18 protein-coding genes and 1 pseudogene are annotated in these 20,935 nt (G+C 75.5%); 6 read left to right on the forward strand and 13 right to left on the reverse strand.

Annotated features, from left to right (window positions below):
• Positions 1–8: 8 nt before the first annotated feature.
• The 7 genes from argH to argC all read right to left on the reverse strand — a co-directional run bounded on the left by argH (position 9) and on the right by argC (position 7,763).
• A complete protein-coding gene (argH, locus tag OG335_RS08655; protein WP_405010447.1) occupies positions 9–1,433 on the reverse strand; it encodes an argininosuccinate lyase in 1,425 nt (474 codons plus the stop codon).
• Positions 1,434–1,506: 73 nt separating this feature from the next.
• Complete coding sequence (locus tag OG335_RS08660; RefSeq protein ID WP_405010448.1) at positions 1,507–2,700, reverse strand: argininosuccinate synthase; 1,194 nt, start codon at positions 2,698–2,700, stop codon at positions 1,507–1,509.
• A 131-nt stretch (positions 2,701–2,831) separates the two neighbouring features.
• Entirely contained in the window at positions 2,832–3,380 is a 549-nt protein-coding gene (locus OG335_RS08665) for an arginine repressor (protein WP_405010449.1), read from the reverse strand.
• A gap of 24 nt (positions 3,381–3,404) precedes the next feature.
• Positions 3,405–4,604: an acetylornithine transaminase gene (locus tag OG335_RS08670; RefSeq protein ID WP_405010450.1), complete on the reverse strand. Its 1,200-nt coding sequence runs from the start codon at positions 4,602–4,604 to the stop codon at positions 3,405–3,407.
• Positions 4,601–5,533 carry an acetylglutamate kinase gene (argB, locus tag OG335_RS08675; protein WP_405010451.1) on the reverse strand — a complete coding sequence of 311 codons (933 nt, stop codon included), beginning with the start codon at positions 5,531–5,533 and terminating at the stop codon, positions 4,601–4,603. The genes OG335_RS08670 and argB overlap by 4 nt, the downstream gene beginning before the upstream one ends.
• A 20-nt stretch (positions 5,534–5,553) precedes the next feature.
• Positions 5,554–6,708 (reverse strand): bifunctional glutamate N-acetyltransferase/amino-acid acetyltransferase ArgJ, encoded by a 1,155-nt coding sequence (gene argJ / locus OG335_RS08680; RefSeq protein WP_405015336.1) that lies wholly within the window; start codon positions 6,706–6,708, stop codon positions 5,554–5,556.
• 26 nt (positions 6,709–6,734) lie between these two features.
• On the reverse strand, positions 6,735–7,763 hold the full coding sequence (gene argC, locus OG335_RS08685) for an N-acetyl-gamma-glutamyl-phosphate reductase (protein ID WP_405010452.1): 1,029 nt from the start codon (positions 7,761–7,763) through the stop codon (positions 6,735–6,737).
• A 540-nt stretch (positions 7,764–8,303) separates the two neighbouring features.
• On the opposite strand from argC, the gene OG335_RS08690 reads away from it, so the two are divergent.
• From OG335_RS08690 to OG335_RS08705, 4 genes are all read left to right on the forward strand, one after another.
• Entirely contained in the window at positions 8,304–9,524 is a 1,221-nt protein-coding gene (locus OG335_RS08690; protein WP_405010453.1) for a beta-ketoacyl-[acyl-carrier-protein] synthase family protein, read from the forward strand.
• A gap of 160 nt (positions 9,525–9,684) precedes the next feature.
• Positions 9,685–10,782 (forward strand): glycosyltransferase, encoded by a 1,098-nt coding sequence (locus OG335_RS08695; RefSeq protein WP_405010454.1) that lies wholly within the window; start codon positions 9,685–9,687, stop codon positions 10,780–10,782.
• Positions 10,783–10,827: 45 nt separating this feature from the next.
• On the forward strand, positions 10,828–11,151 hold the full coding sequence (locus OG335_RS08700; RefSeq protein ID WP_405010455.1) for a metalloregulator ArsR/SmtB family transcription factor: 324 nt from the start codon (positions 10,828–10,830) through the stop codon (positions 11,149–11,151).
• Positions 11,148–11,873: a DUF2071 domain-containing protein gene (locus tag OG335_RS08705; RefSeq protein WP_405010456.1), complete on the forward strand. Its 726-nt coding sequence runs from the start codon at positions 11,148–11,150 to the stop codon at positions 11,871–11,873. Before OG335_RS08700 ends, OG335_RS08705 begins: the two co-directional genes overlap by 4 nt.
• Positions 11,874–11,883: 10 nt before the next feature.
• On the opposite strand, the gene OG335_RS08710 is transcribed toward OG335_RS08705, so the two are convergent.
• Complete coding sequence (locus OG335_RS08710) at positions 11,884–13,032, reverse strand: methyltransferase (RefSeq protein ID WP_405010457.1); 1,149 nt, start codon at positions 13,030–13,032, stop codon at positions 11,884–11,886.
• Between the two features lie 81 nt (positions 13,033–13,113).
• On the reverse strand, positions 13,114–13,722 hold the full coding sequence (locus tag OG335_RS08715) for a GNAT family N-acetyltransferase (protein WP_405010458.1): 609 nt from the start codon (positions 13,720–13,722) through the stop codon (positions 13,114–13,116).
• A gap of 197 nt (positions 13,723–13,919) precedes the next feature.
• Here OG335_RS08715 and OG335_RS08720 point away from each other — a divergent pair.
• A pseudogene (locus tag OG335_RS08720) lies at positions 13,920–14,435 on the forward strand (GNAT family N-acetyltransferase); the annotation flags it as partial.
• Here the strand turns inward: OG335_RS08720 and OG335_RS08725 are convergent.
• Positions 14,431–15,876, reverse strand: coding sequence for a PLP-dependent aminotransferase family protein (locus OG335_RS08725; protein ID WP_405010459.1), 1,446 nt, complete (start codon positions 15,874–15,876; stop codon positions 14,431–14,433). The pseudogene OG335_RS08720 and the gene OG335_RS08725 sit on opposite strands and share 5 nt — an antisense overlap.
• Positions 15,877–15,975: 99 nt before the next feature.
• Between OG335_RS08725 and OG335_RS08730 the strand changes: the two genes are divergently transcribed.
• On the forward strand, positions 15,976–16,947 hold the full coding sequence (locus tag OG335_RS08730) for a DMT family transporter (protein ID WP_405010460.1): 972 nt from the start codon (positions 15,976–15,978) through the stop codon (positions 16,945–16,947).
• A 100-nt stretch (positions 16,948–17,047) separates the two neighbouring features.
• On the opposite strand, the gene OG335_RS08735 is transcribed toward OG335_RS08730, so the two are convergent.
• From OG335_RS08735 to OG335_RS08745, 3 genes are read right to left on the reverse strand one after another with little or no spacing between them, the layout of a single operon-like run.
• The gene (locus OG335_RS08735) at positions 17,048–17,626 is read right to left on the reverse strand and encodes an HD domain-containing protein (RefSeq protein WP_405010461.1); all 579 of its coding nucleotides are present in this window, start codon (positions 17,624–17,626) and stop codon (positions 17,048–17,050) included.
• A 5-nt stretch (positions 17,627–17,631) separates the two neighbouring features.
• On the reverse strand, positions 17,632–20,181 hold the full coding sequence (locus tag OG335_RS08740; protein ID WP_405010462.1) for a hypothetical protein: 2,550 nt from the start codon (positions 20,179–20,181) through the stop codon (positions 17,632–17,634).
• The gene (locus OG335_RS08745; protein WP_405010463.1) at positions 20,181–20,888 is read right to left on the reverse strand and encodes an ABC transporter ATP-binding protein; all 708 of its coding nucleotides are present in this window, start codon (positions 20,886–20,888) and stop codon (positions 20,181–20,183) included. The genes OG335_RS08740 and OG335_RS08745 overlap by 1 nt, the downstream gene beginning before the upstream one ends.
• Positions 20,889–20,935: the final 47 nt, after the last annotated feature.

Below are 20,935 nucleotides of genomic sequence, written 5' to 3' on the forward strand. Positions count from 1 at the left end.
GGGACGGATCAGCCCTGCGCCCACTCCTGCTGGACCGCGAGGTCGGCCTTGACCTCGGCGAGCTGCACGGCGACGGCGCTCGGCGCGGTGCCGCCGCGGCCGTTGCGGGAGGCGATGGCGCCGTGCACGCTGAGCACCGAGCGGACCTCGGGCGTCAAGTGCGCGGAGATCGCGGCGAACTGCTCGTCCGTCAGGTCGCCGAGCTCGATGCCCTGCTGCTCGCAGGCCTTGACGCAGGCGCCGGCGACCTCGTGCGCGACCCGGAACGGCACGCCCTGCTTCACCAGCCACTCGGCGATGTCGGTGGCCAGCGAGAAGCCCGCGGGGGCCAGCTCCTCCAGGCGCTCCCGGTGCACGGTGAGGGTGGCCATCATGCCGGTGAAGGCCGGCAGCAGGACCTCCAGCGTGTCGCAGGAGTCGAAGACCGGCTCCTTGTCCTCCTGCAGGTCGCGGTTGTACGCGAGCGGGAGGGCCTTGAGCGTGGCGAGCAGGCCGGTGAGGTTGCCGATCAGGCGGCCGGACTTGCCGCGGGCCAGCTCGGCGATGTCCGGGTTCTTCTTCTGCGGCATGATCGAGGAGCCGGTGGAGAAGGCGTCGTGCAGCGTGATGAAGCCGAACTCCTTGGTGTTCCAGATGATCACCTCCTCCGCGATGCGGGAGAGGTTGATGCCGATCATGGCGGTGACGAAGGCGAACTCGGCGACGAAGTCGCGCGAGGCCGTGCCGTCGATGGAGTTGCCGACCGAGCCCCGCTCGAAGCCGAGGTCGGCGGCGACGGCCTCCGGGTCGAGGCCCAGCGAGGAGCCGGCGAGCGCGCCGGAGCCGTACGGGGAGACGGCGGTGCGGGTGTCCCACTGGCGCAGCCGCTCGGCGTCCCGGCCGAGGGCCTGCACGTGCGCGAGGACGTGGTGGGCGAAGAGCACCGGCTGCGCGTGCTGGAGGTGGGTGCGGCCCGGCATGGCGGTGTCCGGGTGGGCCTCGGCGAGGCCGACCAGGGCGTGCTGCAGGTCGAGGACCAGGCCGCCGATGGTCCTCGCGTGGTCGCGGAGGTACATCCGGAAGAGCGTGGCGATCTGGTCGTTGCGCGACCGGCCGGCCCGCAGCTTGCCGCCGAGGTCGGCGCCGAGGCGCTCCAGCAGGCCGCGCTCCAGGGCGGTGTGCACGTCCTCGTCGGCGATGGTGCCGGTGAAGGTGCCCGCCTCGACGTCGGCGAGCAGCTGGTCCAGGCCGCCGAGCATCGCGGCGAGCTCGTCGTCGCTCAGCAGCCCGGCCTTGTGCAGCACCCGGGCGTGCGCCTTGGAACCCGCGATGTCGTACGGCGCGAGGCGCCAGTCGAAGTGCACCGAGGCGGAGAGCTTGGCCAGCGCCTCGGACGGGCCGTCGGCGAAGCGGGCGCCCCAGAGTCGGACGTCGGCGTTCTGGTCGGCGGTCATCGCGTGGGCTCCTTACGGGTGAGGTCGAGCCCCGGCCGCGGGGAGAGCGGCCGGGGCTCAGGGAGGGTGCGGCTCAGGCGAGGTCGCGGCGGGCGGCGATCTTCGAGGACATGCCGAAGATCTCGATGAAGCCCTTGGACATCGACTGGTCGAAGGTGTCGCCGGTGTCGTACGTGGCGAGGTTGAAGTCGTACAGCGACCGGTCGGACTTGCGGCCGTTGACCACGGCGCGACCGCCGTGCAGCACCATCCGGATGTCGCCGGAGACCGACTGGTTGGCCTCGTCGACGAAGCCGTCGAGCGCCCGCTTGAGCGGGGAGAACCACAGGCCGTCGTAGACGAGCTCGGCCCAGCGCTGCTCGACCTGCCGCTTGTAGCGGGCCAGCTCGCGCTCGACCGTGACGTTCTCCAGGGCCTGGTGGGCGGTGATCAGGGCGATCGCGCCGGGGGCCTCGTAGATCTCGCGGGACTTGATGCCGACCAGGCGGTCCTCGACCATGTCGAGGCGGCCGATGCCCTGGGCGCCGGCCCGCTTGTTCAGCTCCTCGACGGCCTGCAGGACGGTGACCTTGCGGCCGTCGATCGCGACCGGCACGCCGGCCTCGAAGGTGATGACGACCTCGTCGGCCTCGCGCGGGGCGGCCGGGTCCTGGGTGTACTCGTAGACGTCCTCGATCGGGGCGTTCCAGATGTCCTCCAGGAAGCCCGTCTCGACGGCGCGACCGAACACGTTCTGGTCGATCGAGTACGGGTTCTTCTTGGTGGTCACGATCGGGAGGTTCTTCGCCTCGGCGAAGGCGATCGCCTTGTCGCGGGTCATCGCGTAGTCGCGGACCGGGGCGATGCACTTCAGCTCGGGGGCGAGCGACTGGATGCCGACCTCGAAGCGGACCTGGTCGTTGCCCTTGCCGGTGCAGCCGTGGGCGACGGTGCTGGCGCCGTGCTTCTGCGCGGCGGCCACCAGGTGCTTGACGATCGCCGGGCGCGAGAGCGCGGAGACCAGCGGGTACTGGCCCTGGTACAGGGCGTTCGCCTTGATGGCGGGCAGGCAGTACTCGTCGGCGAACTCGGTGCGGGCGTCCGCGACCTCGGCCTCGACGGCGCCGCAGTCCAGCGCGCGCTGGCGGATGGCGTCCAGGTCCTCGCCGCCCTGGCCGACGTCGACGGCGACGGCGATGACCTCGGCGCCGGTCTCCTCGGCGATCCAGCCGATGCAGACGGACGTGTCCAGACCGCCCGAGTAGGCGAGTACGACGCGCTCGGTCACGGCTTTCTCCTTCACAAACGGTGCGAACAGGGCAGAGCGTGCGGTATGCGGGTTCCCATACGGCGTTAGGCATAAGTATGCACTAGCGCGTATGGATTTCAAAACACAGGACGCGTGGCGGGGCGGCCCCTCTACTGGGCCTTGGCCTGCGCCAACTGCATGAGGTGATCGGAGAGCGCCCGGCCGCCCGCCGGATCCCGGCTGATCAGCAGCACGGTGTCGTCGCCCGCGATGGTGCCGATGATCTCGAACACCTCGGCCGCGTCGATCGCCGACGCCAGGAACTGCGCCGCACCCGGCGGGGTGCGCAGCACCACGAGGTTGCCCGAGGCGGTGGCGGACACCATGAGCTCGCCCGCCAGCCGGGCCATCCTCGCCTCGCTGGCGGACTCCCCCATCGGTGCGCGGGGCGTGCGGTCGCCGCCCTCGGCCGGGACGGCGTAGATCAGCGCGCCGTCCCGGTTGCGGATCTTCACCGCGCCCAGCTCGTCCAGGTCCCGCGAGAGCGTGGCCTGCGTGACCACCAGTCCGTCGTCGGCGAGCAGCTTGGCCAGTTGGCTCTGCGAGCGGACGGGCTGACGGGTCAGCAGATCCACGATCCGCCGGTGGCGCGCGGTGCGGGTCTGCGGCACCTGCGGCATCGCCCCGGTGGCGGGTTGGTCGGACTGGGGTGCGGTCATGCTGCTGATTCTCCCGGAGTCCGCTCAGCTGTTCGCGTCGGGGGTTTCACCGCGGACGGCCCGGAGGATCCCGGGCAGCGCCGCGAGGAAGGCGTCCGCCTCCTGCTCGGTCAGCACCAGCGGCGGCACGAGCCGCACGGCGTCCGGCACGGCCGCGTTCACCAGGAACCCGGCCTGCTGCGCCGCGGCCTGCACCTTCGCCGACACCGGCTCGGTGAGCACGATGCCGATCAGGAGGCCGGCCCCCCGCACGTGGTCGACCAGCGGGTCGCCGATCGCCTCGATGCCGTGCCGGAGCTTCTCGCCGGTCTTCCGGACGTGCTCCAGCAGGCCGTCCCGCTCGATCGTGCCGAGCACCGCGAGGCCCGCCGCGGCGACCACCGGGTTGCCGCCGAAGGTGGTGCCGTGGTGGCCCGGGTGGAGCAGGTCGGCGGCCGGGCCGAAGGCGACCGCGGCGCCGATCGGCAGACCGCCGCCGAGGCCCTTGGCGAGCGTGACGACGTCCGGCTCGACGCCCTCGTCCGCCTGGTGGGCGAACCACTGGCCGGTCCGGCCGATGCCGGTCTGGATCTCGTCGAGCACCAGCAGCGTGCCGGTGGCCCGGGTGATCTCGCGCGCTGCCCGCAGGTAGCCCTCGGGCAGCGGGATCGCGCCGTTCTCGCCCTGGATCGGCTCCAGGAAGACCGCGGCGGTCTCGGTGGTGACGGCGGCGCGCAGCGCCTCGATGTCGCCGAACGGCACGTGCGTGACGTCGCCGGGCAGCGGCCGGAACGGCTCCTGCTTGGCGGGCTGCGCGGTGAGGGCGAGCGCGCCCATCGTCCGGCCGTGGAAGGCGCCCTCCAGCGAGACCAGGTGGGTGCGGCCGGTCAGCCGGCTGATCTTGAAGGCGGCCTCGTTGGCCTCCGCGCCGGAGTTGCAGAAGAACACCCGGCCCGGCCGGCCGAAGAGCTCCAGCAGCTTCTCGGCGAGCGCGATCGTCGGCTCGGCCATGAAGAGGTTGGAGACGTGCCCGAGCGTGGAGATCTGCCGGGTCACCGCCTCCACGATCGCCGGGTGGCCGGTGCCGAGCGCGTTGACCGCGATGCCGCCGACCAGGTCGAGGTACTCCCGGCCGTCGGCGTCCCAGAGCTTGGCGCCCTCGCCGCGCACCAGCGGGATCCGCGGGGTGCCGTAGTTGTCCATCAGCGCGTGCTGCCACCGCTGCGCGAGTTCGGTGTTGGTCATGCCAGGCCCCCCAGTACGGTCGTCTCGTCGTCGGGCACGACCATCGTGCCGATGCCCTCGTCGGTGAAGATCTCCAGCAGCAGGCTGTGCTGCACGCGCCCGTCGAGCACGCGGGCGGTGCCGACGCCGGAGCGGACGGCGTTCAGGCAGCCCTCCATCTTCGGCAGCATGCCGCTGGCCAGGGTCGGCAGCATCTCCTCCAGCTCGGAGGCGGACAGCTGGCTGATCACGTCGTCCGAGTCGGGCCAGTTCTTGTACAGGCCCTCGACGTCGGTGAGCACGACGAGCATCTCGGCGCCGAGGGCGACGGCGAGGGCGGCGGCGGCGGTGTCGGCGTTGATGTTGTAGACGTGGCCGTCGGTGCCGCGCGCGATCGAGGAGATGACCGGGATGCGGCCGTCGCCGATCAGCGCCTTCACCGCGCCGGCCTCGATGTTGACGATGTCGCCGACCAGGCCGATGTCGACCTGCTCGCCGTCGACGACGGCGTAGCGCTTCACGGCCGTCATGGTGTGCGCGTCCTCGCCGGTCATGCCGACCGCGAACGGGCCGTGGCCGTTGAGCAGGCCCACCAGCTCGCGCTGGACCTGCCCGGAGAGCACCATCCGCACGACGTCCATCGTCTCCGGCGTGGTGACCCGCAGCCCCGCGGTGAACGACGACTCCAGGCCCAGCTTCTCCAGCTGCGCGCTGATCTGCGGGCCGCCGCCGTGCACGACCACCGGGTGCAGCCCGGCGTAGCGCAGGAAGACGACGTCCTGGGCGAAGGCCGCCTTCAGGTCCTCGTCGACCATGGCGTTCCCGCCGAACTTGATCACGATCGTCTTGCCGTGGAAGCGCTCCAGCCAGGGCAGCGCCTCGATGAGCGTCCGGGCCTTGGGCAGCGCGGTGTTGTTGCGGGCCTGTTCGCCCTTGGGTGCGATCTGCACGGTGTTCCGTCCCCCGGGGATCAGGTCGAGTAGGCGCTGTTCTCGTGCACGTAGTCCGCGGTGAGGTCGTTGGTCCACACCGTGGCCCGCGCCTCGCCGGCGTGCAGCTCGGCGGTGATGACGACCTCGCGGCCGGTCATGTCGACCAGGTCGCGGTCCTCGCCGACGCTGCCGCCGCGGCACACCCAGACGCCGTTGATGGCGACGTCGAGCGCGTCCGGGTCGAAGGCGGCCGTGGTGGTGCCGATCGCCGCCAGGACGCGGCCCCAGTTCGGGTCCTCGCCGTGCAGGGCGCACTTGAGCAGGTTGTTGCGGGCGACGGTGCGGGCCACGTCGACGGCCTCGTCCTCGGTCGCCGCGCCGGTGACGTCGATCCTGATGTCCTTGGAGGCGCCCTCGGCGTCACCGATCAGCTGCCGGGCGAGGTCGGCGCAGACGGTGCGCACGGCCTCGGCGAACCCGGCCGCGTCCGGCGTGACCCCGGAGGCGCCGGAGGCCAGCAGCAGCACGGTGTCGTTGGTCGACATGCAGCCGTCGGAGTCGGCCCGGTCGAAGGTGGTGCGGGTGGCGCTGCGCAGCGCCGCGTCGAGGTCCTCGCTGCCGACCTCGGCGTCGGTGGTGACGACGACGAGCATGGTGGCGAGGCCGGGTGCGAGCATGCCCGCGCCCTTGGCCATGCCACCGACCGTCCAGCCCTCGGGGCTGGTGACCTGGGCGGTCTTGTGCACGGTGTCGGTGGTCTTGATGGCGATCGCGGCGGCCTCGCCGCCGTCCGCGGTGAGGGCCTTCGCGGCCTGCTCGACGCCCGGCAGCAGGAGGTCCATCGGCAGGCGCACGCCGATCAGGCCGGTGGAGCAGACGGCGACCTCGATCGCGCCGACACCGAGCTCGGCGGCGACCTTCTCGGCGGTGGCGTGGGTGTCCTGGAAGCCCTCGGGGCCGGTGCAGGCGTTCGCGCCGCCGGAGTTGAGCACGACCGCGGCCAACTGCCCGGTGGTCAGGACCTGCTGCGACCAGAGGACGGGCGCGGCCTTGACCCGGTTGGAGGTGAAGACACCCGCCGCGGCGTACGAGGGGCCGTCGTTGACGACGAGGGCGAGGTCGGGGTTGCCGGAGGCCTTGAGGCCGGCCGTGACCCCCGACGCGCGGAAGCCCTTCGCCGCCGTCACGCCGATGTTCTGCTGGTCCGTCACGGGCTGGCTCACGGTGCGACTCCGTTCAGCGGGAGGCCGAGCTCCTCGGGGAGGCCGAGGGCGATGTTCATGGACTGCACCGCGCCGCCCGCGGTGCCCTTCACCAGGTTGTCGATCGCGCTGATCGCGATGACGCGTCCGGCGTGCTCGTCCAGGGCGACCTGGACGAGGGCGGCGTTCGAGCCGTAGACCGAACTCGTCTGCGGCCACTGCCCCTCGGGCAGCAGGCGGACGAACGGCTCGCCGGCGAAGGCCTCCTGGTAGGCGGCCCGCAGCGAGGCGGCGGTCACGCCGGGCTTCGCGGCCGCGCTGCAGGTGGCGAGGATGCCGCGCGGCATCGGCGCCAGGGTGGGGGTGAACGAGACGGTGACCGGCCCGCCCGCCACCGGGCTCAGGTTCTGCGCCATCTCCGGCGTGTGGCGGTGCCCGCCACCGACGCCGTACGGGCTCATCGAGCCCATGACCTCGCTGCCGAGCAGGTGCGGCTTGACGGCCTTGCCCGCGCCCGAGGTGCCGGACGCGGCGACGATCACCGCCTCGTGGCCGACGAGGCCGGCGGCGTAGGCGGGGTAGAGCGCCAGGGAGACCGCGGTGGGGTAGCAGCCGGGGACGGCGATGCGCCGGGTGCCCTTCAGCGCGGCGCGGTGGCCGGGCAGTTCGGGCAGGCCGTACGGCCAGGTGCCGGCGTGCGGGGAGCCGTAGAAGCGCTCCCAGGTCGCCGCGTCCTTGAGCCGGAAGTCGGCGCCGCAGTCGACGACCAGCACGTCGTCGCCGAGCGCCTCGGCGACGGCGGCGGACTGCCCGTGCGGCAGGCCGAGGAAGACGATGTCGTGACCGGCCAGGACCTCGGTGGTGGTCGGCTCCAGGATGCGGTCGGCCAGCGGCAGGAGGTGCGGCTGCAGGGTGCCGAACACCGCTCCCGCGTTGGAGCCGCCGGTCAGCGCCCCGATCTCGACCTCCGGGTGCCCGAGCAGCAGACGCAGCACCTCACCGCCCGCGTACCCGCTCGCTCCGGCGACGGCGACTCGCAATGCCATGGCGTTCCTCCTAGATTCAGCATGAATATACGCATCACGGAACATTCATGCAAGAAGCTCCGGAGGGTCGGGCCCCGGGGCACACCTCCATGATCGCTCGTTCGGCCCACACCGCCCGCTCCCTCCCCCATCGCACCCCACCGCACCCCCGCCGCACCCCCGCCGCACCCCGCCGCACCCCCGCCGCACCCCGCCGGCCCGGCTCCACCGGCAGCGGATCTTCGACCCGGCCGGCCCGACGGGAACCGGCTTCGCCCCCGGCCGGCCATCACCGGCCCTTCCCGCCTCCCGCCTCCCGCCTCCCGCCTCCCGCCTCCCGCCTCCCGCGGCGAGCCCGACCGACGGCAGGCCGGCGGCGGACCGGCGGCAGGCCGGGGCGTCGGCGATTTGTTGACTTCCCATAACCTTCCGGCCAGGCAATCGGTGCCGTTCTGTACCTGAATCATCGTCACTACCCTGGAAGAGTGGCTTCCGGGCCGATCGGCGGGCAGCATCCACCGGCGGCCGGGTTTGGCCGTACTCGACAGAAGGAGCGCAAGGATGGGCAGGGACAGCACGGTCGTCGTCACCGGCCTCGGAGCCACCACCCCGCTCGGCGGGGACACCGCCTCGACCTGGGCGGGCATGCTCGCCGGACGGTCCGGGATCGGCCCGATCGAGGCGGACTGGGCGGCGGACCTCCCGGTACGCATCGCGGGGCAGCTGGCGGTCGACCCGGCCACCGTGCTCGACCGGGTGCAGGCCCGGCGGCTGGACCGCTGCGAGCAGGTCGCCCTGGTCGCCGCCCGCGAGGCGTGGGCCGACGCGGGCCGGCCCGGGGTCGAGCCGGAGCGGCTCGCCGTCGTGATCGGCACCGGCACCGGAGGCGCACTGACCATCCTCGGGCAGGACGACGTGCTGGAGGCGTCGGGCGTCCGCAGGGTCTCCCCGCACACCGTGCCGATGCTGATGGCCAACGGGCCCGCCGCCTGGGTGAGCATCGACCTCGGGGCCCGCGCCGGCGCGCACACCCCCGTCAGCGCCTGCGCGTCCGGCGCCGAGGCGATCGCGACGGCCCTGGACCTCATCCACCTGGGCCGGGCGGACGTCGTCGTGGCGGGCGGCGCGGAGGCCTGCATCTGCCCGCTGACGCTGGCCGGTTTCGCGCAGGCCAGGGCGCACTCCACGCGCAACGACGCACCCCGGCAGGCGTCCCGGCCCTTCGACACCGGCCGCGACGGCTTCGTGATCGGCGAGGGCTCGGCCGTGATCGTGCTGGAACGCGCCGGGTTCGCCGCGGCCCGCGGCGCCCGTGTGCACGCCGTGCTCGCCGGGGCCGGGGTCACCTCCGACGCGCACCACATCACCGCCGCGCACCCGGACGGCCAGGTCCGCGCGATCCGGGCGGCCCTGGCGGCCGCCGGGCTGCCCCCGCAGGCCGTCGACCACGTGCACGCGCACGCCACCTCGACGCAGCTCGGCGACCTCACCGAGGCGCAGTCCGTGACCGAGGCCGTCGGCACGCACCCCTCCGTCACCGCCACCAAGTCGATGACGGGCCACCTCTTCGGCGCGGCCGGGGCGCTGGGGGCGATCGCCGCGATCCTCGCCGTCCGCGACGGCGTCGTGCCGCCGACGGTCAACCTCGACTCCCCCGACCCGGCCGTGAAGCTCGACGTCGTCACCGGCCGGCCGCGGGAGGGCCGGGTGACGGCGGCGCTGGCCAACGCCTTCGGCTTCGGCGGGCACAACGCCTCACTGGTGTTCACGGCCGCCCCCTGACGGCCCGCGGGCCGGGCGCGGGCGCCGCCGCCGACCGCCACTGCGGCATCCGGTCGGCAGCGCCCGCTCCCGCCGTGTCGCGGCCGGGGGAGCCGCGGCGCGGCCTACTGTCGGAGGCCCGGACGCCTCCGGGACGCCGCCGTCCGACCGCGAGGCCCCCGTGACCCGACCCGACTCCCCCGCCCGGCCGACCGTCTGCCTCTGCATGATCGTCAAGGACGAGGCCGCCGTCGTCGAACGCTGCCTCGCCTCCGTGCGCGGCCTGGTCGACACCTGGGTCATCTCCGACACCGGCTCCACCGACGGCACGCAGGAGCTGGTCAGGCGGGCCCTGGACGGCGTGCCCGGCGAGCTGCACGAGGACCCCTGGGTGGACTTCGGGCACAACCGCACCCTCAACATCCGCCGTGCCCGCGACCGCGCCGACTACCTGCTGCTGATCGACGCCGACATGGTGGTCCGCCGCTCCGGCGACCTGCCCCCGCTCACCGCCGACTCCTACCTGCTGCGGCACCGGACCGACCCCGAGCACCGGGTCAAGCGGCTCGTCCGCGCCGGCCTGGACTGGCGGTACGTCGGCGCCACCCACGAGTACCTCACCACCGACGGCCCCGACACCACCGCCCACCTGGACGCGCTGTCGGTCGAGCACCTCACCGGCGGCGCCCCGCGCGGCGACCGGTACCGGCGCGACGCCCGCCTGCTGCGCGACGACCTCGCCCGCGACCCCGACAACGCCCGTACGGTCTTCTACCTCGCCCAGACCCTGCGCGACATGGGCGACACCCAGGCCGCGATCGGCCTCTACGAGCGGCGCGCCACCATGCACGGCTGGCCGGAGGAGGTCTACTGCGCGCTGCTCCAGGCCGGGGTGCTGCGGGCCGCCACCGGCGACTGGCCGGGCGCCATGGACTCCCTGCTGCGCGCCTGGGAGAGCCGCCCGCAGCGCCTGGAGGCCTGCTACGAACTCGTCTCCCGGCTGCGCCTGATGAACCGCCACCGGACGGCGTACACCTTCGCCCGGACCGGCCTCGAACAGATCGGCACCGGGCCGGACGGTACGGACGACCGGCTCTTCACCCAGCCCTGGGTCTACCGCTGGGGGCTGCTGTTCGAGTACTCCGTCGCGGCGTACTGGGTGGGCGACCTGGCGGGCTCGGCGGCCGCCTGCGACCGGCTGCTGGCCCTGCCGGACCTCCCCGAGTCCTACCGCCGGCACACCCTCGCCAACCGGGAGTTCGCACGGCAGGCCGCCTGAGGCGAGTCTTGTTCCGTATTTAGCTCATGTGCTAAATATCTACGCATGACAGCAGCAGACGACGACTCGGGGGTCTTCCGCGCCCTCGCCGACCCGACGCGCCGCCAGATCCTGGAGGACCTGCGCCAGGGCGAGCTCGCGGCCGGGCAGATCGCGGCCCGCTTCACCATCAGCGCCCCCTCGGTCTCCCGGCACCTCGGCGTGCTCAAGGGCGCCGGGCTCGTCACCGAACGGCGCGACGGCAACCGCATCCTCTACACCCTGGTGGAGGAGCGGCTCGCCGTCTGCGTCGGACGCTTCCTGAGCGCCGTCTGCCCCGAACAGATCGTGCTGCGCCGCACCACGTGGCGGGAGAAGGAGACCGGATGAGAACGCCGCACCTCGCGAGCACCGTCGAACGGCGGCTGCTGGTGAACTACCGCACCGACCCCGACACCACCGCCCGGCTGCTGCCCCCGCGGCTGCGGCCGCAGCTCGTCCGCGGCCACGCCGTCGCCGGCCTGTGCCTGCTGCGCCTCGGCGACGTCCGGCCCGCCCGGGCGCCGGGCTGGACGGGCCTGCGCAGCGAGAACGCCGCGCACCGCATCGCCGTCGAGTGGGACGGCCCGGACGGCGTCGAGGCGGGGGTCTACATCACCCGCCGCGACACCGCGTCCCGGATCAACGCCTGGGCCGGCGGCCGGATCTTCCCCGGCGCGCACGGCCTGGCCGACTTCCGCGTCGACGAGAGCGCCGGGAAGCTGTCCGTGGCCTTCACCACGCACGACGGCGCGGTGCACGCCGAGGTGACCGCCGCACCGGCCGACCGCCTCGACGGCAGCGTGCTCTTCGACGGCCTCGCCGCCGCCTCGGCGTTCTTCCGCACCGGCTCCCGCGGGTGGTCGCCCGCCCGCGAACCCGGCCGGCTCGACGGCATGCAGCTGCGGACCGACGCCTGGCACGTCGAGGCCGCCGTCGCGCACTCCGCGGCCTCGTCCTTCTTCGACGACCCCGAGCGCTTCCCGCCCGGCAGCGCCGAGCTGGACTGCACCCTGCTCATGCGCGGCGTGCCCGCCCGCTGGCAGGCACTGCCGCCGCTGCAGGCCGCCTGAACGGCACCCGCTAGCGCTTCACCACGCGCAGCAGCACGAACTTCGGATCGCTCGCCACCGTACGGCAGTTGCCGAACAGCCGGCGGAGCTTGACGTGGTAGCCGAGGTGGCGGTTGCCGACCACCCAGAGCTCGCCGCCCTGGCGCAGCGCCGTCCGGGCACTGCTGAACATCCGCCAGGCGGTGGCGTCCGTGATGGCCTGGTGGGTGTGGAACGGCGGGTTGTTGAGCACCAGGTCGACGCTGCCGGGGGGCACGTCCGCCATGGCGTCGCCGGCCGCGAACCGGGCCGGGGCGTCCGCGCCGAGGTTGGCACGGAAGGTCGCCTCCGCCGAGGCGACGGCCTGGTACGACTCGTCGACGAAGACCACCTCGGCGTCCGGGTTGGCGAGCGCGGCCGCCGTCCCCACGACGCCGTTGCCGCAGCCGAGGTCGACCACCGTCTCCGGCCCCTTGCGCTCCGGGAGGTGGCGGAGCAGGAAGCGGGTGCCGACGTCGAGGCGGTCCGCGCAGAAGATGCCGGCGTGGTTGGTGACCGGCCGGCCGGAGACCACGCCGATCTCGCCCGGGAGGTCGTAGCTGCGCGGCCACGGGCTGCCGGTGCGGGCGATCGCCGGGTCCGGGGTGCAGTGGATCAGCCGGGCCTTGCGGACCGCGAGCGAGGTGCGGGTCGGGCCGAGCACCTTCTCGAACAGCTGCAGGGTGGAGGTGTGGATCTCGGTGGTCATGCCGGTGCCGACCACGACCGTGCCCTCGTGCACCGCCGGGGCCAGCCGGTGCAGCTGGTCCTCCAGCAGGGCGAGGTTCTTGGGCACCCGGACGAGCAGCACGTCGACCCGCTCGGGCGGGGTCTCGCGCGTGGTCAGCAGCCGGACGGCGGCGGCGTCCCCGGGGTGGTTGCGGTCGAGGTTGGCGACCGTGGCCTGCCGGCCGAGGTAGGAGTCGCCGATCTGCACCGGGTGGTGCGCGGCGAGCGCGGTGGCGAGGGCGCCCCAGCGGTCGCCGACGATCACGACGGTGCCGCTCAGGTCGGTGCCGCTCTCGGCGAGGTGCTGCAGCAGGTAGTCGTCGGAGGCGTCCCAGGCACGCAGCTGATCGCGCGGGTCGTCGGGATAACGGGTGAGGTCGACCTCACCGAAGGGCGTGCTCAGGCGATTCATCGTGCTCCAGGCTAGCCGACCGCGCCCCGCCGCCCGGCCGTCCCGCGGCGGGACGGCCCTCCCCTGCGGGCCGCGACGCCGTCAGGGGCGGCCGCGGTGGCGGGCCCACTCGTGCGCGAGGACGGACATCACGACGTCGTCGACCCGGTCGTCGCCGTCGCGCAGCGCCTCCCGCAGCACGCCCTCCGCGACGAACCCGGCCTTCTCGTAGACGCGGCGGGCGCGCGGGTTGAACGCGTACACGTGCAGCGAGACCCGGTGCAGGGCGAGGTGGCCGAAGGCGTGGCCGAGGACGAGCCGGACGGCCTCGGTGCCGAGGCCCCGGTCGCGGCCGCCGGGGCCGATCAGGATGCGGAGGCTGCAGCTGCGGTTCGGCCCGTCCCACTCGTTGAGCACCACCTCGCCGACGCAGCGGTCGGCGGCGCGGTCGACGAGGGCGAGGTCGAGCCGGTCGTCCTGCTCGTTGCGGGAGCCGTACCAGCGGCGCAGGTGGTCCTCGTCGAACGGCGGGTGGTGGGCGCTGCCGGTCATCCGGCGCACCTCCGGATCGGCGATCGCGGCCGCCAGGGCGGGCAGGTCGGCGCCGGGACGGAAGGGGCGCAGCAGCGCCCGGTCACCGGTGAGGGTGGGCTTGTGGAGGAAGTCGGGGCTCACCCGGCGATTCTCGGCGACGGCCTGGACATCGGCCACGCGTTTTCCGGCGGGCACGGCGGGACGGCCGGGGCTTGACCGGAGCAGGCGGCCGACGGGGTCGGCGGGCGACGGCCGGGGCCGGGGCCGCGCACGGCCGGAGGACAGTATGCCGCCGCCGGGCGCCCCGCGGTGGCGGGTCGCGGCAAGTCGGCCGACGGGCCGTCGCGGCGGCCCGGGCCGGGTAGCGTGCCAGCATGCAGACCAGGCCGACCCTGCCCGGCGCCGCCGTCCTCCTCCGACCCGCCGGCCCCGCCGACGTGCCCCTGCTCGCGGAGATCCGGTCCACGGCCGAGGTGCGGGCCCGCTGGCGGGGCGGTCCCGACATGGTGGCGGAGGTGCGCTCCGACCTGTCGGACGCGCAGACGCCGACCCTGGCCGTCGAGTACCGGGGCCGGGTGGTCGGCGCGATCCAGTGGCACGAGGAGGAGGAGCCGGACTACCGGCACGCCGGCATCGACGTGTACCTCGACCCGTCGGTGCACGGCCGGGGGCTGGGCACCGACGCCGTCCGCACGCTCGCCCGCTACCTGACGACGGAGCTCGGCCACCACCGGCTGGTCATCGACCCGGCGGCGGACAACGCCCCGGCCATCGCCTGCTACCGCAAGGTCGGCTTCCGTCCGGTGGGGGTGATGCGGCGGTACGAGCGCGGGCCGGACGGCACCTGGCACGACGGCCTGCTGATGGACCTGCTGGCGGACGAGCTCACCGCCGTCGACCCGCCGCGCGGGCGGGGCGGCCTCCGGGCGGCGCTCCGGCGCCGGCGGGGCGGCGGCCGCGCGACGCCGTGACCGCCTGCCCGAGCAGCCGGGCCGCCTCGGCGAGCGCCCGCTCCGGCAGGGCCGCGTAGCCGAGCACCACCGCCGGTGCGCCCTGCGACCCCAGCCGCATCGGCGTGACCGGCTCGACCCGGACGCCGAGCCCGGCGGCGGCCGCCACGACCTCGGCCTCGGCGCAGCCGTCCGGAAGGTCGAGGTGGAGGTGCAGGCCCGCGGCGACGCCGCGCACGGCGGCGTCCGGCAGGTACCGGGCGAGTGCCTCGGCCAGGGCGTCGCGGCGGCCGCGGTACCGGGCCCGGACGGCCCGCAGGTGGCGGTCGTGGCCGCCGTCGGCGAGCAGCCGGGCGAAGGCCAGCTGGTCGAGGACGGAGCAGCCCAGGTCGGTGTAGCGCTTGGCCTCGCGGAAGCCGTCCACCCACGCGTCGGGCAGGACGGCCCAGCCGAGCCGCAGCCCGGGGGCGAGCGTCTTGCTGAGCGAGCCGAGGTGCACGACGTGGTCGGGGGCGAGGCCCTGGAGGCAGCCGACGGGCTCGCGGTCGTAGCGGAACTCCGCGTCGTAGTCGTCCTCGACCACCAGGCCGCCGGTGGCGCGCGCCCAGGCGATCAGGGCGGCGCGCCGCCCGGGGGCGAGCACCACGCCGGTCGGGTACTGGTGGGCGGGCGTGACGAGCACGGCGCGGGAGCCGGTGGCAGCGAGCGCGGCGACGTCCAGGCCGTGCGCGTCGACGCGCACGCCGACGGGCTCGATGCCGTGGGCGCGCAGCAGCCCGAGGGTGCCCGGCGAGCACGGGTCCTCCACCGCGAGGGTGTGGTGGCCGTGCTGCCGCAACTGCCCCACCAGCAGGGCGAGTCCCTGCGCCACCCCGCCGACCACGATCACCTGCCGACCGGTCGCGGCCGCGCCGCGCACCCGCCCGAGCGAGGCGGCGAGGGCGGCCCGCAGCTCGGGGCGGCCGGCCGGGTCGCCGTAGCCGAGGCCGCTGTGCGCCGTGTCGGCGAGCGCACGGCGCAGCGCGGCCTGCCAGGCGGCGCGGGGGAAGGCAGACAGGTCGGGGGTGCCGGGTGCGAGGTCGTACCGGACGGGGTGCCCGGCGGTGGGCGGCGGGGCGGGCGGGGCGGCGGGCGCGACGCCGTCCGCGACCCGGGTGCCCGAGCCCGGGATGCTCACCAGGTATCCCTCGGCGACCAGTTGGGCGTACGCCTCGACGACCGTGCCGCGGGCCAGACCGAGGTCGCGGGCGAGTACGCGGGTGGCGGGCAGCCGGCCGCCGGCGGGCGGGCGGCCCTGCCGCACGGCGTCGCGCAGCGCCCGGGTGAGACGGGCGGTCAGCTCGCCGCCGGTGCGGTCGAAGGCGAGGAGGAGCTCGGTCACGGCCGCGATCGTACGCCGCCCCGGCGCCGGAAGTGGTCCACTCCGGTGCCGCCCGGGTGGACCTGTCCGGCGGACCGCCCGCTGCCTAGCGTGGAGGGCATGCCACTCTCCGACACCGCGTCCGGCGCGCTGCGCGCGGGCACCGCGATGACCATGCTGGGCTGCTCCACCGCGGTGAGCGCCGCGTTCGCCGGTTATCCGCTGCTCGGCGGCCAGGCCGTGCGCTACCTGCTGGCGGCGGTCCTGCTGGTGCCGGTCGCGCTGCGGAGCGGCCCGCGCGGCGTACGGCCCACGCGCCGTGAGCTCGGGCGGTTGGCGCTGGTCGCCGCGACCGGCCTGTTCGCCTTCAACGTGCTGCTGGTGCAGGCGGTGCGGCACTCCGGTCCGGCAGCCGTCGGGAGCGTGGTGGGCGCGTCCCCGCTGCTGCTCGCGGTGCTCGGGCCGGCCCTGGTGCGCCGCCGTCCGCACGGCCGCACCGTCGCCGCCGCGGTGGTGGTGGCGGCGGGAGCGGCGGTGGCGCAGGGCCTGGGCGGCGGCGGCGCCGCGGGCACCTGGTACGCGCTGGGCACGCTCGGCTGCGAGGCCGCGTTCTCGCTGCTGGCGGTGCCGCTGCTGCCGCGGCTGGGACCGGTCGGGGTCTCGGCGTGGGTGACCGTGCTGGCGGTGCCGATGTTCGCGGTGACAGCCGCCGTACGGGACGGCCGGGCGGCGCTGCGCGCCCCCACCGGTGCCGAACTCGCCGCGCTGCTCTACCTCGCGGTGGTGATGACCGTGGTGGCGTTCCTGCTCTGGTACGGCGCGCTCGGCCGGCTGGGGCCCGAACGCGCCGGGCTGTTCGCCGGTCTGGTGCCGATCACCTCGGCGCTCGCCGCGGCCGTGCTCGGCACCGGCGCCCCGCGCGCCGGGGAGGTGGCGGGCGCCCTGCTGGTCGGCGCCGGGGTCGTCCTCGGCGTACGGGGTCCGTCGCGCACCGCAGCACCGGCCCCGGACCCGGCCCAGGACTCGGCCCAGGCCCAGGCCCAGGCGGACGGTCCGGAGCGGGCCCGCGCCGCCGCGCCCGCCGTCCCGTGACGCCCGCCGTGCCCGCCGCGCCCGCCGGAGCGCGACGGCTGTGGCGACCGCCGCCCGTGCACGGCCGCCGCTCGCGCATGCCCGCCGGGCCGGGGGCCTGTCAGCCGGACGTCGGGCTCCGCGGCGGCAGCACGGGGAACGACGCCTGGTAGGCGAGCCGCGGTCCCGCCTCCTCCGCGAGCGGGCCGAGGACGTCGTCGAGCGCCAGGAACGCCTCCCAGAGCGGTTGGCGGCGGGCCCCGGCGAGCCGTCCGGCCACGAGGTCCTCCAGGTCGGCCTGGCGCCGGCCCTTCCAGATCTTGTCGGCGAGGCTGACCAGCAGTTCCTCGGTGCTGATGCCGGGCAGGGTCCAGGAGGCGTGCGTGCCCGCGTACCGGGCGCGGTCCGGGTGGACGCCGCGGGCCAGCAGCAGCAGGGCCCGGCCCGCCTCCTCGTGCAGCGAGCCGGGTTCGGACAGCTCCTCGGGGTGCAGCACCTTGCCGACGTCGTGGGTGGCCGCGCCGTACAGGACGCCGTGCCGGTCGGCGCCCAGCTCCGCCCCGAGGGCGTCGACCAGCCGCAGCGCCACGTCGTGGACGAGCCGCAGGTGCGCCACCAGGCGTGGCGGGGCGGCGAGTTCGGTCAGCAGCGCGCCGGCCTCCGCGGGCAGCGGGGCCGGCTCCGGGGCGGTGCGGGTCATGTCCGTCAGTGTGCCCGACGCGGTACCGCCGCCCGCGGCCGCCCGGTCCGGAACCGGAACCGCCGCCCGGGCCGCCGGCCGGTGCGGCGGGCGCCGACGGGATGGAGCAGGAAGCCGGCGGCGGAGGCACCGGCGACCACGGCGGCGCACGCGGTGGCGAGCGCCGTCCACGGCACCACGATCTCGGTGCCCTTGGGCCACAACTGCGCCCCGGCCAGGACGAATCCGGCCGCCACCCCGCATCCGACGGACAGGGCGGTGATGACCGCCGCCTGCGTCGCGGACACGGTGCGGCGGGTCGGGCCGCCGAAGCCGATCACCCGCAGCAGCCGCAGCTGGGGCCGCAGTTCCTGTGCGGACGCGGAGACCGCCAGGAGCGTGACCACGAGCACCATGATCCCGGCGACGGCCATCAGGACGTTCCAGCGCACCGGCACCGGCGGGCTGTACGGCCGCTCGACGTGCAGGGCGGTGGCGGGGACGCCCAGCGGTTCCAGCGCCCGGCCGAGCCGGGCCTCCAGGTCGGGCGGCACGGCACCGTCCAGGGTGGCCAGGTACGTGGTGGTGACCGGGACGAGGCCGAGTGCCCGCGCGGCGCGCGCGGTGAGCACCGCCCGCGCCCGGTTGAGCGTGGTGCTGTCGACGGGGTGCTCCGCCGCGGCCGCCGGGATGCGCCGCGGCGTGCCGGCCTGCTCGGGACCGGCGGCCAGGTCGACCGCGCCGTCGCGGACGAACGCCGGGTCCAGGACGAGGACGTGCCCGGCGGTGAGCGCGGCCGTCTCGGCGCCGGTGGGCCCGCGCATCGTCAGCGCGCGGAAGTCGTCCGGGGTGTCGACGATCTGCAGGCGCCCGAAGCGGCTGCCCGTCACCCCGCCCGGCGCGAGGATCGCCACCGGCGGCAGGGCCAGCCGTGAGAGCGCACCCGCCTCCGGGGTGTCCGAGGCGTACACGCCCTGGACGGCCGCCACGGGCCGGGTGGTGCCGGCGGCGGTGCGCAGCGCGTCCTCGACGGCGGCGGACGGCGGGGCGTCGCGCAGCACCACCTCGACCTGGCCGGTGTGCCGGGATCCCGCGTACTCGCGGGCGTCCCGGGCGTTGTTGCCGCCGACGAACAGCGCGGTGGCCGTCGCCAGGGCGACGGTGACCGTGCCGAACGCCACCGCGGCGGTCGGCCGGCGGCGGTCGCGGGCGAGGTCGCGGACGGCGAAGCGGGGGCCCGGCCGGAGCGGCCCGGCCGCGCGGCCGAGCAGGATCAGCACGTCGGGCACGGCCAGCAGCAGGGCGGCCAGCAGGACGACGCCGCCGGCGGCGCCGGGCGTGCCGGAACCCGCGGCGGCACCCGCCGCGACCGCGGCGGCACCGGCCGCGCCGAGGACCGCGCACCAGCGCCTGCGGCGGGTGCCGCCGCGGGTGCCCGGGGCACGGTTCAGTCCGCTGCGCACCGTGCGGGCGGCGGCGAGCCGGGCCGGGATCCGGACGGCCAGGGCCCCGCACAGGACGGTGGCGAGCAGCAGCACCAGCGGCCGGGGCGTGGCCGGGTCGACCGCGGCGAGGTCGCGGGCGACGGCGGAGCGGACGACGGAACGGACGGCGGCGCCGAGCGCCGTGCCCAGCACGACACCGGCGGTGCCGCCGGCCGCGGCGGCGAGCAGGCCCGCCGTCCGGGCCACCCGGACGAGCCGGGCGCCGTCGAAGCCGATCGCGGAGAGCAGCGCGAACTGCCGTTGCAGGCGCCGCATCCGCAGGCCGAACACGGCCGCCGCGGCGCACAGGACCAGCAGGAGGCCGGGCACGGCGACGAGGCCGGGCTGCGCGGCGAGCAGGCTGCGGGCGGTGCCCGCGACCTGGGTGCGGGTCCGGACGGCGAGGTGCTGCCGGGCCGCGGGCGGGCCGAGGGCCGCGGTGCCGCCGGTCACGAGCCAGCCGCGGACGGCGCCCGACTCGGCGGCGTGCGCCGGGTTGAACCACCGGGCGAAGAGGCCGGGCCCGCCGACGGCGATGTCCGCGCGGTAGGCGCTCGGGTCCTCGACGATGCCGACGATCGTCGCGGGGGTGCCGGACCACCGGTGGCGCAGGTCGTCGCCGATCCGCAGGTGGTGGGCGGCGGCGAGGTGGCGGGAGACCGCGGCCTCGGCCGGGCCCGCCGGCAGGCGGCCGGCCGTGGTGCGCAGCCAGCCGCGGGTGACCGGTGCCGTCCAGTCGCTCTCGCGGTAGGCGGCCTGCACGGTGAGGCCGCCGACGACGACCGGGAACTGCGGGCTCCGGTAGTACGGGACCGCGGTGGTGCCCGGCGGGAGCGGGCCGAGCACGGCCGCCAGGTCGGCGGGGGCGGGGCCCGGTTCGATCCGGTCGACCTGGGTGTCCGCCTGCGCCATGGCCGTGGTGGCGAGTTGCGCGGGCGAGAGGTTGAGCGTGTCGACGACGGATGCGGCGGCGGTGGCGAGCAGGACGGGCACCGCGAACAGCGCGAGCAGCATGGCGCGGCGCCGTCCGGTGCCGATCACGATCGCCCGGGCCAGGCGGCGGTCGAGGGAGGCGCCGCGCGGGTCGGTCACTACGCGCCCCCGGGCCGTGCGGGGGTGTCCCGGTGTTCGATCCGCACGAGGGCGCCGTCCTTGAGGTGCACGATCCGGTCGGCGAACGCGGCGTTCGCCGGGTTGTGGGTGGAGAGGAGCACGGTGGCCCCGGCGTCGCACAGGCGGCGCAGCAGCGTCATGATCTCCGCGCCGGTCTCCGAGTCGAGCGATCCGGTGGGCTCGTCGGCGAGGACGAGCCGCCGGTCGCCGACGACGGCCCGGGCGATGGCCACGCGCTGCTGCTGGCCGCCGGAGATCTCGTCGGGGTAGCGGCGGGCCGTGCCGTCGAGTCCGACCTCGGCCAGGGCCCGCCGGGCGGCGGTCCGGGCGGCGGTGCGGGGCACTCCGGCGCCCTCCAGCGGGAGGGAGACGTTCTCCTCCAGGGTGAGTTCCGGCAGCAGGTTGAGCTCCTGGAACACGAAGCCGACGGTCGTCAGCCGCCGCCGGGCCAACTGGCGTTCCGGGAGGCGGCCGAGGTCCTCGCCGAGCACCCGGACGGCGCCGGCGTCGGCCCGGTCGAGGCCGCCGACGAGGCTCAGCAGGGTGGTCTTCCCGGAGCCGCTCGCGCCCATCAGCACGACCAGTTCGCCGCGGCCCACCTGCAGGCTGACGCCGTGCAGGGCGCGCACGACGGCGTCGCCGGACGTGAAGGTCCGTGCGACGCCTTCGAGTTCCACGACGGGCACTCGGTTCTCCTCATCTGGTGCGGCGGTGCGGGGCCCGGCCGGGGCCT

The organism is Kitasatospora sp. NBC_01539 (assembly GCF_045040525.1).
In the GTDB taxonomy this organism is placed as follows: domain Bacteria; phylum Actinomycetota; class Actinomycetes; order Streptomycetales; family Streptomycetaceae; genus Kitasatospora.

Coding starts and splice junctions, on each gene's coding strand:
- argH (WP_405010447.1), bottom strand. CDS start 1,433: ATGACCGCCGACCAGAACGCCGACGTCCGACTCTGGGGCGCCCGCTTC.
- OG335_RS08665 (WP_405010449.1), bottom strand. CDS start 3,380: ATGACCGCACCCCAGTCCGACCAACCCGCCACCGGGGCGATGCCGCAG.
- OG335_RS08670 (WP_405010450.1), bottom strand. CDS start 4,604: ATGACCAACACCGAACTCGCGCAGCGGTGGCAGCACGCGCTGATGGAC.
- argC (WP_405010452.1), bottom strand. CDS start 7,763: ATGGCATTGCGAGTCGCCGTCGCCGGAGCGAGCGGGTACGCGGGCGGT.
- OG335_RS08690 (WP_405010453.1), top strand. CDS start 8,304: ATGGGCAGGGACAGCACGGTCGTCGTCACCGGCCTCGGAGCCACCACC.
- OG335_RS08700 (WP_405010455.1), top strand. CDS start 10,828: ATGACAGCAGCAGACGACGACTCGGGGGTCTTCCGCGCCCTCGCCGAC.
- OG335_RS08705 (WP_405010456.1), top strand. CDS start 11,148: ATGAGAACGCCGCACCTCGCGAGCACCGTCGAACGGCGGCTGCTGGTG.
- OG335_RS08710 (WP_405010457.1), bottom strand. CDS start 13,032: ATGAATCGCCTGAGCACGCCCTTCGGTGAGGTCGACCTCACCCGTTAT.
- OG335_RS08730 (WP_405010460.1), top strand. CDS start 15,976: ATGCCACTCTCCGACACCGCGTCCGGCGCGCTGCGCGCGGGCACCGCG.
- OG335_RS08735 (WP_405010461.1), bottom strand. CDS start 17,626: ATGACCCGCACCGCCCCGGAGCCGGCCCCGCTGCCCGCGGAGGCCGGC.